12 protein-coding genes are annotated in these 12,730 nt (G+C 33.8%); 6 read left to right on the top strand and 6 right to left on the bottom strand.

Features of this window, described 5'->3' with window-relative positions:
* Positions 1-26 precede the first annotated feature (26 nt).
* The 3 genes from pheT to BLW20_RS10970 form a co-directional block, all read right to left on the bottom strand.
* Positions 27-2,462: a phenylalanine--tRNA ligase subunit beta gene (gene pheT, locus BLW20_RS10960; protein WP_091100629.1), complete on the bottom strand. Its 2,436-nt coding sequence runs from the start codon at positions 2,460-2,462 to the stop codon at positions 27-29.
* A gap of 67 nt (positions 2,463-2,529) precedes the next feature.
* Positions 2,530-2,952, bottom strand: a complete 423-nt coding sequence (locus tag BLW20_RS10965; protein WP_245725317.1) for a thiol-disulfide oxidoreductase DCC family protein — start codon at positions 2,950-2,952, stop codon at positions 2,530-2,532.
* Positions 2,953-2,955: 3 nt separating this feature from the next.
* A complete protein-coding gene (locus BLW20_RS10970; RefSeq protein WP_091100633.1) occupies positions 2,956-5,130 on the bottom strand; it encodes an endonuclease MutS2 in 2,175 nt (724 codons plus the stop codon).
* Between the two features lie 88 nt (positions 5,131-5,218).
* Between BLW20_RS10970 and ung the strand changes: the two genes are divergently transcribed.
* On the top strand, positions 5,219-5,878 hold the full coding sequence (ung, locus tag BLW20_RS10975; RefSeq protein ID WP_091100636.1) for a uracil-DNA glycosylase: 660 nt from the start codon (positions 5,219-5,221) through the stop codon (positions 5,876-5,878).
* Positions 5,879-6,123: 245 nt separating this feature from the next.
* Complete coding sequence (aroC, locus tag BLW20_RS10980; protein WP_091100640.1) at positions 6,124-7,167, top strand: chorismate synthase; 1,044 nt, start codon at positions 6,124-6,126, stop codon at positions 7,165-7,167.
* Here aroC and BLW20_RS10985 read toward each other — a convergent pair.
* On the bottom strand, positions 7,164-7,826 hold the full coding sequence (locus BLW20_RS10985; protein WP_091100644.1) for a thiamine diphosphokinase: 663 nt from the start codon (positions 7,824-7,826) through the stop codon (positions 7,164-7,166). The genes aroC and BLW20_RS10985 overlap by 4 nt on opposite strands.
* Before the next feature lie 79 nt (positions 7,827-7,905).
* On the opposite strand from BLW20_RS10985, the gene BLW20_RS10990 reads away from it, so the two are divergent.
* Both BLW20_RS10990 and BLW20_RS10995 read left to right on the top strand, forming a co-directional pair.
* On the top strand, positions 7,906-8,211 hold the full coding sequence (locus tag BLW20_RS10990) for a rhodanese-like domain-containing protein (protein ID WP_091100647.1): 306 nt from the start codon (positions 7,906-7,908) through the stop codon (positions 8,209-8,211).
* A gap of 54 nt (positions 8,212-8,265) precedes the next feature.
* The gene (locus tag BLW20_RS10995; protein ID WP_091100651.1) at positions 8,266-8,919 is read left to right on the top strand and encodes a DedA family protein; all 654 of its coding nucleotides are present in this window, start codon (positions 8,266-8,268) and stop codon (positions 8,917-8,919) included.
* A 92-nt stretch (positions 8,920-9,011) separates the two neighbouring features.
* Here the strand turns inward: BLW20_RS10995 and BLW20_RS11000 are convergent, their stop codons facing one another.
* Entirely contained in the window at positions 9,012-10,523 is a 1,512-nt protein-coding gene (locus BLW20_RS11000) for a PspC domain-containing protein (RefSeq protein WP_091100654.1), read from the bottom strand.
* Positions 10,516-10,854, bottom strand: a complete 339-nt coding sequence (locus tag BLW20_RS11005; protein WP_091100657.1) for a PadR family transcriptional regulator — start codon at positions 10,852-10,854, stop codon at positions 10,516-10,518. Before BLW20_RS11005 ends, BLW20_RS11000 begins: the two co-directional genes overlap by 8 nt.
* Before the next feature lie 284 nt (positions 10,855-11,138).
* Between BLW20_RS11005 and BLW20_RS11010 the strand changes: the two genes are divergently transcribed.
* Both BLW20_RS11010 and BLW20_RS11015 read left to right on the top strand, forming a co-directional pair.
* Positions 11,139-11,591, top strand: coding sequence for a DUF4442 domain-containing protein (locus BLW20_RS11010; protein WP_091100659.1), 453 nt, complete (start codon positions 11,139-11,141; stop codon positions 11,589-11,591).
* On the top strand, positions 11,592-12,500 hold the full coding sequence (locus BLW20_RS11015) for a TIGR01777 family oxidoreductase (protein ID WP_091100663.1): 909 nt from the start codon (positions 11,592-11,594) through the stop codon (positions 12,498-12,500). It abuts the gene before it with no gap.
* The last annotated feature ends 230 nt before the right edge of the window (positions 12,501-12,730 follow it).

Genomic DNA, 12,730 nt, shown 5'->3' on the forward strand with positions numbered 1-12,730 from the left:
AAGGTCGGGTTTTAAACCCGACCTTTTTATCTTAATTCAGCACCAACTTCGTTTTGTAACTGGTTTTTAATTTTACTCATTATTTTATCGATCTGTGTATCGGTTAAGGTTTTGTCCTTATCCTGAAGCTTCATACTGATAGCGTATGATTTGGTACCTTCGGGTAATTTATCACCTTGGTACACGTCAAAAAGAGAAACGTCAGAAATCAGGTTTTTATCTACCATTTTAACTGTTTTATAGATCTCAGAGAATGAAATTTCATTTTTAATCAACAATGCCAAATCACGTTTTACGACAGGGTATTTTGAAATTTCGGTAAATTTAATTTTGCCCGAAACCACATTTAAGATATTGTTGCGGTTAAAATCGGCATAAAAAACTTCTTGTTTAATATCAAAATGTTTTAAAATGGATTTTTTCACTGTTCCAAAAGAAACAATTTTACGATCACCTAAATAGTAGCACATTCCTTCTGAAAAAATATCACTTTCATTTGGTTTGGTAGTTAAAGATTTTATTCCTAAACGTACCAGAATAGCATCGATATATCCTTTAAATGCAAAGAAATCAACAGCCGTGGTTTGAACATTCCAGTTTATTCCGTTATTGTTTCCGGTAGCGAACAGTGCTAAATGCTTATATTCTTCGTAACCTGTTAACGTTTTGGCATACGTATTTCCAAATTCAAAAAACTTTAAATCGGCATTTTTGCGGTTGATATTGTAGGCAATAGACTCTAAACCACCAAACAATAAGGTTTGACGCATTACTGCTAAATCCTGACTTAATGGGTTCAAGATACCTACCTGTTGATTTTTATTGATACCGTTTACCAAATCAGAATAAGTCGCTGTTGTTAACGAATTAGACATTGTTTCGTAAAAACCTTGGCTAACCAATTGATCTGCTATAATATTTTGAACTTTGTGATCGTCGGTTTTTGATCCGTAAGCAATTGTTGCATTGATTTTAGAACCAACTGTAATATTGTTAAATCCGTAAACGCGTAAAATTTCTTCGATAACATCAATTTCTCGCTGTACATCTACGCGGTAAGGCGGTATAGATAACCCCAGACCTTTATCGGTAATGTTTGTAATTTTAATGTCTAACGAAACCAAAATTTTCTTAATTGTTTCTTGCGGAATAGGCTCTCCTAAAATTTTGTGAACGTTTGCATAATTTAAAAATACTGAAAAATCTTCAAATTTTTTAGGATACAATTCGGTAATATCTGATGTGATTTCACCGCCTGATATTTCAGTAATTAAAATGGCAGCGTGTTTTAATGCGTACGTGGTGATATTGGGATCGATTCCTCTTTCAAAACGGAAGGAAGCATCTGTTGAAATTCCATGTCGTTTCGCCGTTTTACGAATGCTTACCGGGTTAAAATAAGCACTTTCTAAAAATATAGAGGTAGTATTTTCGTTCACTCCGCTATGTGCACCACCTAAAATCCCGGCCAAACACAACGGTTGGTGTTCATCGCAAATAACAATATCGTCTTCATGCAATGTACGTTCAATACCGTCTAACGTAGTGAATTTTGATCCGGCAACAGCATTTTTTACAATGATTTTATTTCCTTTAATACGAGAAGTATCAAAAGCGTGTAAAGGCTGTCCTAATTCGTGCAACACGTAATTAGTTGCATCAACAATATTGTTTTTTGGAGCAATGCCGATAGATTTTAAAACATTTTGCAACCAGGCAGGCGACGGTTTAACTTCGATGCCCGAAATGGTTACTCCGGCATAATGAGGTGCTAATTTTGAATCTTCTACTGAAATATCATATTTCAATGTGCGTTTTTCTACTTTGAACTTACTAACACTTGGCGTGATTAATTCAGAATAGGTATTTTGCGGGCGGTTTTGTATCAATCCGGCTCTTAAATCACGGGCAACTCCCCAATGGCTCATTGCATCTGCACGGTTTGGTGTTAAACCAATTTCAAAAACGGTATCGGTGTAAATTCCTAAAACTTTAGAGATAGGGGTGCCGGGCTCCAGGTTTGCGTCTAAAACCATAATTCCGTCATGACTTTCACCAATGCCTAATTCGTCTTCGGCGCAAATCATTCCAAAACTTTCTTCGCCACGAATTTTTCCTTTTTTTATAACAAATTCGTTTCCTTCTTTATCATATAAAACAGTGCCGATAGTAGCTACGGGAACTTTTTGACCAGCTGCAACATTAGGTGCACCACAAACAATTTGTACTGCCGGTTCGCCGTTTCCTAAATCAACTTTGGTAATATGCAGTTTATCGGCATTAGGATGCTGCTCACAGGCAATTACGTGCCCAACAACAACACCTTTTAAACCTCCTTTTAAACTTTCAAACGCTTCAATTCCTTCTACTTCTAAACCTAAATTTGTTAATATTTCGGCTGTTTCTTCCGGATCGATGTCTAATTTAATGAACTGTTTTAACCAGTTATATGATATTTGCATTGGTTTTATTTTTAAAGCACAAATATACAGATTGCTGTACGTTTGATAAAATTATTTGATTTTAAATTTATGATAAAAATTTAGAGCGGATTTCAGGCGACGGTATCATGCATTCTTCTTTTTTGCCGTACCATTTGTAACGATTGCGGGCAACATATTGATACATTTTATTTCGCAAGATTTTTGGAAGAATTTTTCCTGTTTGCAATAGCGGATAAATACCTGAAAGATGTTTTGCTATTTCTATAACGGCATCACTTTCAGTATAATACGCAACGTTGGGTTGATACAAAATAATGGAATCTGTTTCAGCGTCAACACCGATATATTTTAAAATTTCCTGACCTAATTCAGACTGAAGCGACGCAAACACAAACACGTTGTTTTTATCGGCTTTAATTACTTTTTGAATGGTTTCGTCACAAAAATTGCACACTCCGTCAAAAAGAATGAGTTGTTTGTTTGGCGGTATTTTATCAGTTATATTCATGTCTTATTTCTTGCGTTCTACCATTTCTAATTGTTCCAAAGCAACTTTTGATGTAAAGAAACCGTAGTTTACCGTAGCTTTATTCTTTTCGATTACATCAATCACTCCAACTGCTTTTCCATCGATCATTCGCACGCGATCCCCAACTTTTAATACAAAATTGGTTTTGTTTGCCTGTTGAATTTGTTGTTCTTTAACCTTTTTTTCTTTTTTCTCTTCACGGATTTTCTCTATTTTATTTTCTACTTCCGCTTTAAGTTTTATGGTTTCTTGTTCTTTAACTTTCTTTTCTTTTAAAGTGATTTTTTTACGTTTTGAATTTTCAATTTCAACGGTTTTTAATAATTCGCCAATCAAAAACTTTTTATCTTTATTGTTGAAATATTTTTCGGAAAGATCGTCAAAGCGTTGCCCTAAATAGATCAAACGTTGGTTGGCATCATACAATTCCTGATAACGTTCCAGCTTGTCCTGAATTTTTGTGTTGATGCTTGATAATTTACTGCTTTCTTCACGTGCGCGTTTTTCCTCTTCTTTCAGGTTTTCAGATGTTTTCTCTAATCGCGAACGTTCTTTTTGCAGGTTGGCAATGGTTTTGTCAAAACGAACTTTGTCGGTTTCTACTTTCTTTTTTGCCCTGTTAATCAAACTATAAGGAATACCGTTTTTTTGTGCAACTTCAAAGGTAAACGAACTTCCGGCTTGCCCCAAACTTAATTTATACATTGGTTCTAACGATTTTTCGTCAAACAACATATTGGCATTGGTAGCATGAGGTAATTCATTTGCCAGCATTTTTAAATTGGTGTAATGTGTGGTAATAATTCCGAAAGCTTCTCGGTCATAGAATTCTTCAAGAAACACCTCTGCCAAAGCACCTCCCAATTCGGGATCAGAACCTGTACCAAATTCATCAATCAAAAATAAGGTTTTATCGTTACATTTCTTTAAAAAATAGTTCATATTTTTTAAACGATAACTGTAGGTACTTAAATGGTTTTCAATGGATTGGTTGTCGCCAATATCGGTTAAAATCCTGTCGAATAAAAAGGTTTCACTTCGTTCATGTACAGGAATCAGCATGCCGCTTTGTAACATTAATTGTAGTAAACCAATGGTTTTCAGTGTGATAGATTTCCCTCCGGCATTTGGTCCCGAAATAACTATAATTCGTTCGTTGTTGGTTAATTCAATAGTTTGTGGAAAGGTTGGTTTGCCTTTTTCTTTGTTGTTTAGCAATAGAATAGGGTGGAAGGCTTCACGAAAATACAGTTTTTTTTCGGTGGAAATATTGGGTAAAATGCCGTTGATTTTCTCGGCGTGTTTCGCCTTTGCCGAAACAATGTCAATATGAGCCAAAAGGTTTTGAAAAACAATCAGTTCTTCGTGAAACGGACGGATTTCGTTAGTCAATACACGTAAAATACGCATAATTTCTTCGCGTTCTTCGTATTCTAAATTGTTTAATTCACGAGAAAACTTAAACGTACTTTCGGGCTCCACATAAACAATACTTCCGGTTTTTGATTGCCCTAAAACAGAACCTTTTACTTTTTTTCTATGCATTGCCAAAACAGCCAACACGCGTCGGTTTTCAACAATAGATTCTTTAATATCGTCTAAATATCCGGCAGCATTATATTGTTGCAAAGCAAAACCAAAACTCTGGTTAATTTTACCGCGAACCATCTGAATATTTTGTCGGATTGCCTTTAAATCAACTGAAGCTGTATCTTTAATTTCGCCGTATTTGTCTAAAACCTGCTCAATTTTTTGCAAAATTATCTTATTGGGCTGTGTAATGGTTGTTGCCTGATACAAAGCTGCGTAATATTCCTGAAACTTCTTTAAAAACAAAATTATCTCATTGGTGGTATTTACCAAAGTAGCGATTTTTTTAAACCCCGAAGCTTCTAAAAAACTGTCTTCAATACGCAGCATTTTTAGTTCGTAAGTAATCGGGTCGAAATAATGGCTGGGAATAGCGTTTTGATTGGAAAACGATGATACGTATTCCGAAGTTTGTTTTAACTCCTGTAATAATTGCTCTTTATTGGCAAATGGTTCAATAAGCAACGCCTGTTCTTTACCTATTTCGGTGTAACATAAATCACTTATTTGTTTTAATATGGTGCTGAATTCTAAATCTTGCAATGTTTTTTTTGCGATCGATTTCATATATAATTTCTCTTTCAAACATCAAATTTACGAACAAATTATTATTTAAAGGAATATGTGCTACATTTGAATTTTAAAAAAGATTAGAATGAATAGCTGGAAAGAATTTATTGCCTTGGAATCATCAAAAGATTATTATCAGAAATTGAAACAAATTGTTGATGCTGATTATGAAAATGAAGTGATTTATCCGCCTAAAGAATATATTTTCAACGCATTTAAATATTGTCCGTTAGATAAAGTGAAGGTCGTAATTTTAGGGCAAGACCCTTATCATGGTTTTGGTCAGGCACATGGATTGAGTTTTTCCGTTAATAAAGGAATCCCGTTACCACCGTCGTTGCGAAATATTTATTTGGAATTGCAAAGCGATGTAGGTTTTATGAATCCCGGACATGGTGATTTAACAGGGTGGGCTCGCCAAGGAGTATTACTGCTGAACGATGTATTAACTGTGAAATCGGGCAAAGCCGGAAGCCATCAAAAATTGGGTTGGGAACAATTTACCGAAAACGTTATTTCGTTTTTATCACAAGAAAAAAAAGGCCTGGTTTTTATGCTTTGGGGAAATCATGCGTTTAAAAAAGGGAAAAATATCGACCGGAATACACATTTGGTTTTAACAAGCGGACATCCGTCTCCAATGAGCGCCAATCAAGGAAAATGGTTTGGCAATAAACATTTTTCGCAGGCAAATAATTATTTGATTCAGCAAGGCAAAACACCAATAAACTGGCAACTGGTTTAAATGGATTTTTTAAATTATCTTAAATTGATAAAGAATAATTTGTTTTAGTAATAGTTGTTTTGTTTAAAATATAATTTAGTGTTAAATTTCTTTTTTGATTAGGAGATAATATTCATTCCTAATTAAATTTAGTAAATAAAATTTGTTTTTGCATAAAAGCAAAAATTTGTTTGTTGTTTACTTTAAATTAAAAAGCTGTCTGTTAAATTGGGCAGCTTTTACTATTTTTACAAAAAACTTACGTAATGGCAGGCAATTCTTTTGGAAAAAAATTTGTAATAACTACTTTTGGCGAATCGCACGGAAAGGCAATTGGGGGAATCATAGATGGTTGTCCGTCTAATATTACGTTAGATTTAGAAGCCATTCAGGATGAATTAAAACGACGTAAACCGGGGCAATCTAAGTTGGTCACTCAACGAAAAGAAGAAGATGAAGTAATTTTTTTATCCGGAATTTTTGAAGGGAAAACACTGGGGACCCCTATAGCCTTTCAGATTATGAACACGAATTCAAAATCAAATGATTATGATTTGCTGAAAGATGCCTGTCGCCCCAGTCATGCAGATTATGTGTATCAGCAAAAATACAAGCATAGAGATTATCGCGGTGGTGGACGCAGTTCTGCTCGTGAAACTGCAGCCCGGGTTGTAGCCGGAGCCATTGCAAAGCAAATTATTAAGCCGGTAGAAATTCAGGCTTATGTTTCTTCTGTTGGATCTATTTCTGTTTCAAAGAAATATACCGAATTAGATTTATCGCTGACCGAAACCAATGCTGTTCGTTGTCCGGATATAGAAACAGCATTACAAATGGAGCAACTTATTTTACAAACCAAAAAGAAAGGCAATACCGTTGGTGGCATCATTACTTGCGTTATTAAAAATGTTCCCGTTGGTTTGGGTGAACCTGTTTTTGATCGTTTAGAAGCAAATTTGGCAAAAGCAATGCTCTCTATCAATGCGTGTAAAGGATTTAGTCTGGGTAGCGGTTTTGAAGGAACAAAAATGTTTGGTTCACAACACAACGATTATTATAACGCAGACGGTACAACTAAAACCAATTTTTCAGGTGGAATTCAGGGGGGGATCAGCAACGGAATGGATATTTATTTTGATGTTGCTTTTAAACCTGTTGCTACTTTATTGCAACCTCAGGAAATGCTAATATCAGGCGGAACTTTAAAAACAATTCAGGGAAAAGGACGTCATGATGCTTGTGTGTTACCGCGTGCTGTGCCTATTGTTGAAGCAATGGCAGCTTTGGTTCTTGTCGATTTTATGGTTTAATCATTACATTCCATTAACAGTAAATAGCCGGTTTCATAATTTATTTCAACCAAACCATCAGATAAAACCTCATTACTGCTTCCCGGTTTAAAGCCCAAAACCAACGAATCGTTTTGCAGTTCGTATTTTAAGTTTTTTGTTGAAATCCCTTCAACAGTTCCTACAGGAATCAATGACAGAATAGTTTCTTTTGGATACCATTTAATAAAGTGCTTCTGCAAAGGAAAAATTTTTGAATAATCATCAAGCATCACCAATTTTATCTTCTCTTGATATTTTACCATATTGGTACTATTTGTCATTGTATGATCCATACGCCGACCAGTTGCCCAAATGATATTAGCTGCGGGTATTTTTTTATGAATCAGATATTGGATCGCTTTGTCTAAATCTGTTGAGTTTTGATCTTCTATTTTAAATACATCCATCGGATATTGGATATCTTTATAAATCTCATAATCAAAATCACGGTCAAAATCGCCAATCAACACATCTACTTTAATCCCCAATTCTAAAACCCTTGAAATAGCACTATCTAAAACAATAACTAACGGATTCCATTCTAATAACTGGTGCAACAGTTCAGCGGAACATGTTTCGCCATTAGCTATTATTAATGCGGGTTCCTGGTCGTCGCGTACTATGTGATGTGATGACATGATTTACTTTTTTTAAACCACTAAATTAATATGTTTTAAAGGATTTCTTTATATTTGAACAAAATTAAAATTTTATACAATGGATTTACAACAAGATCAATGGTGGAATGATTTCCAAAACGATGAAAATGCCGTTATATTAGATGTTCGTACAGAAGATGAAGTAAGCGAAGGTACCATTCCGGGAGCCATCCATCACGATTTTTACCAAGGTCAGGATTTTTTAAATGCTTTGGAAAATTTAGATAAATCTAAAAATTACTATGTGTATTGCCGTTCAGGAAACCGCAGCGGACAAACGTGTTTATTGATGAATCAATTAGGTTTTGAAAATACGTTTAATTTGATTGGCGGAATGAACGAATGGCAGGGACCAACAGTTTAATATAAAGGCGAAAGCCTTTTTTTTATGTGAATTTTTTAATTTTTAGCTTTTTACATGGAACTAATCGATTTTATTTTACACATTGACCAATATTTACAAGTGTTTCTTCAAGATTATGGCGTTTGGGTTTATGCCATTTTGTTTTTAATCATTTTTGTTGAAACCGGTTTGGTGGTGATGCCTTTCTTGCCCGGCGATTCGCTCTTATTTGCCACAGGAATGCTGGCGGCACAATTTCCCGAAAGCCTAAATATCTGGCTGGTAATTATGATATTGTTTATTGCTGCTGTTTTGGGAGATACCCTGAATTATACCATTGGAAAAGAAATTGGTATGCGGATCGTAAACTTTAAAATATTTGGCAAACAACCTGTTAAAATGGAACATATTGAAAAAACACATCAGTTTTACGAAAAATACGGAAGTAAAACCATTGTAATTGCCCGTTTTGTACCCATAGTAAGAACATTAGCTCCGTTTGTAGCTGGAATTGGTAGAATGAATTACGCTACATTTTTAACCTATAATTTTATAGGTGGTTTTATCTGGGTTTTCGGAATTACCTTATGCGGTTATTTTTTAGGAAATATTCCAATAATCAAAGACAATTTTTCAAAAGTAGTGCTATTGATTATTTTTATTTCGATAATACCTATTATCTTTTCGGTCATCAACGAGAAAATGAACAAACAAAAAACGCTTTCGTAAGGAAAGCGTTTTTTCTTTAAAATAAACTTTTGACAAGATCAATTAAAGTTTGTCCGATTAATAATAATAGATAAAACATAAGCTTTTTTATTTTAGTTTATAGTATCGTTTGTGTTCTCTAATATTCCATTGTTGAATTTATAATAATTAAAACCTGGCTCTAAATAACTTCCGCCAACGAAATTATAATAATCTTTACCGTTGATTTTTAGTGTTTGATTCGGTGTTATGTATAGCTTAATGTTTACTTTAGAATCTTCGGTAAAATCATTCAACGTTGTTAAAATGGCATTTGAAAGCACTAAAGTATCACTTTTTATTGAATAATTGTAATTTAATGTATTACTATTTTTACTTTGCTCTATTTTAACATTATGTTTGGTTAATCCGTAACCTGTAAATGTGATTTTTTTATCATTAAAAAATTTTTCTTCAATTTCAATAAAAGTATTTCCTGTGGTCGATTCTAAAATTTCTACATTAATATCATCTACTTCACTGTATTTAAAAGAACCTGAAATAGAATCGTTTATAGTGAAAATTCGTGGATCTCTCTGAAAAATAACATTTAATGTATCGTTATTATTCAAGATAATATCTGCTTTGGATATTTTGGTTTCAAAATTTTCTTCGAAAAGCGATTCAATTTTTTCTTTTTCTAAATTTAAATTAATCATTACATACGAAAAGATAAAAACAGCTACTAACCAGATAAATCCTAAAATTGCAGAAACCAATCCAATATGTTTTGTCTTAGGTTTTAAAATTTTAATACCACATAAAAGTAAAACAACGAAAGGGATACAAGAGGTTAAAAACAGACTTAAATTTAATCCCCAAAACGGAATACCTGTTTGTGCCTCGTTATAGGTTACAATATTGTTAAAAATAAATTCTCGTTGGGCATTGAATGCTATCGGGGCAAAAAAGCTCCCAAATATGGATATAACTGACAATACAATTAAAATAATCCCAAAAATTTTACGAATAACATCTGCTGCCGATTTTCCGTTGTTTTTTAATGTTTGATACGATGCGGAAACTCCTTCACGAAATTGTTTTTCGATATTAGAGATGTTTACCGGTTCGCCTTTCATCTCTAAAATTTCGGAAACAGAGCGGGCTTTAGGTATAATAATCCATAAAATAAAATAGATCAGCATACTGGTTCCGTACAAGAATAACAACAACAAAAAGATGATGCGCATCCAAACCGGATCTATGTTAAAATAATGTGCCAGGCCCGAGCAAACACCGCCTAAAATGCGTTTTTCGCCATCGCGATAGATTTTTTTGTATCCTTTGGTGTTTGTATTGAAATTGTTTGCTCTTAAAGGTTCATCTTCAATGATATAGTCTTCTGGTTTCCCCATAATGTCAATAATTTCATCTACATTATTCATTCTGATAACACCCGATTGCGGATCAATTCTCTCTGAAAATAACTCGGCAATCCGCGATTCTATGTCGGCAATAATTTCATCTTCGCTTTCTTGTTCAATAGATTTACGAACAGCGTTTATATACGAGTCTAACTTGTTGTATGCATCTTCGTCGATATGAAAAACAAGTCCTGCTATGTTTATGGTTACGGTTTTATTCATGGCTATTTTTGTTAGTTATAATGTTAACGGCATCACTTAATTCTTTCCAGGTTACCGACAGTTCTTTTAAAAATTCGTTGCCCTGTTCGGTTAATCGGTAATATTTTCGCGGAGGTCCTGATGTAGATTCTTCCCAGCGATAACTTAATAATTCATCGTTTTTTAAACGGGTAAGCAAGGGGTAAACGGTACCTTCTACCACCAGTAATTTTGCATCTTTCAGCATGTCTAAGATTTCAGATGTATAACAATCTTTATCTTTTAAAACCGACAATATGCAAAATTCCAGAATTCCCTTGCGCATTTGTGCTTTGGTGTTTTCAATATTCATAGAACTTCACTATTTAGTTTAAGTAAAAAAACAGATGACGCAAAACCTATTGGTGCTTGAGTAAACGATTCAAATTAATTAACAGTATGAGATGTGTGTTGTTTTAATGTTGACCTTGCAATCATCTGTTGATTACTCATTGTTTTATTTTGATATAGCAAAGATATATACAAAAGCTTGTACTTTGTATTACATAGTACTAATAATTAACAAATATTTAACAAATAAAATTTAAATGATTGATGTGGATTTTTTTTGTAAATTAGCTGTAAACCTTGATAATTATGGAGTTTAATGTAAGAAATCTTAATTTATATTTATTTAAAAACTTGCCATCGGCTTATTTTTGTGGGGTACGAGTGTATGCACTTGAAGCGGATTATTGTACGGTACGGGTAAAACACCGGTGGTTTAATCAAAACCCGTTTCGTTCTATGTATTTTGCCGTACAAAACATGGGGGCAGAGCTGACTACCGGCGTTTTAGTAATGAAAGCCATAAAAGAATCAAACCAAAAAATATCTATGCTGGTTTTAAATCAAAAATCGCAATTTACTAAAAAAGCTACGGGAATTATTACTTTTAAATGCGATCAAGGGCAATTAATTAGTGAAAAAATTAAAGAAGCATTACAAACAAAAGAGGGAATTTCGTTTTGGGTACAATCAAAAGGAATTGACGAAAATGGCGATGTAGTGGGCATTTATGATTTTGAGTGGACATTAAAAGCAAAATAAATGAAAATTTTAGTTACAGGCGCCACCGGATTTATCGGAACAGCTTTGTGTAAAGAACTTTTAAAGAAAAATCACACAGTAAACTATCTGACCATTTCTGAAAAAGATCTGGAAAACGTACATTCGGAGTATCAGGGATTTTTGTGGAATCCTGATAAAAATGAAATCGATTTTAATTGTTTTAATGGGGTAGATGCTATTGTAAATCTGGCAGGACATACCATAAATTGCAAATGGACAACCAAAAATAAAAAGCAGATTTATGAAAGCCGGATCAATTGTTCAAACACGCTTTTCACGGCTTTAAGTACCATTAAACATCAGGTAAAATACATTGTCAACGCTTCTGCAATTGGAATCTATCCTTCTGACGAACATAGCATTTATCAAGAGGATACATTGGTTTATGGATCCGATTTTTTAGCAACAGTTTGTAAAGATTGGGAAGCTGCCAATTTACGGTTTGAAGGTTTGGGAATTAAAACTGCTATTACCCGTTTTGGTTTGATTTTATCTAAAGATAACGGCGTTTTGCACGAACTGGCAAAAGTGGTTTCAAAAGGATTTGGAGCTAATTTGGGTAATGGCAAACAATGGATGTCTTGGATACATTTTAACGATGTTATACAGATTATTTATAAGTTGTTAATAGAACAACAAAGCGATATTTTTAACGTAGTTGCCTCCAATCCGGTGCGTCAAAATCAATTTTTAAAGGTACTGGCTGTTCAATTAAAAAAGCCGCTGTGGTTGCCAAATATCCCGGCGCTTTTTATAAAAATTGGTTTAGGCGAACGATCGGCTTTGGTATTGTCAAGCCAATATGTACAACCCCAAAATTTGTCGGAAATGAAGTATAAATTTATATTTCCGGAATTAGAAAGTACTTTGAAAGATTTATATAAATGAAACATTTACAGGTAATTATATTTTTTTTCACTACTAACCGACTAACTTTTCAAAATTAAGGAGCTTCCCATTGTGGTTAGCTCCTTTTTTCATATTTTGGTTTTACGACAAATCAAAAATATGAGCAATAAAGATACAGAAAAGAAATTAGTCGGTCAGCCGATTTTCAAACAAATCATCAATTTTATTCCAAAAGATAAATTTGATATGCTTGTCTACAAGCATAGTTC

This window comes from Paenimyroides marinum, assembly GCF_900108395.1.
Lineage (GTDB): Bacteria > Bacteroidota > Bacteroidia > Flavobacteriales > Flavobacteriaceae > Flavobacterium > Flavobacterium marinum.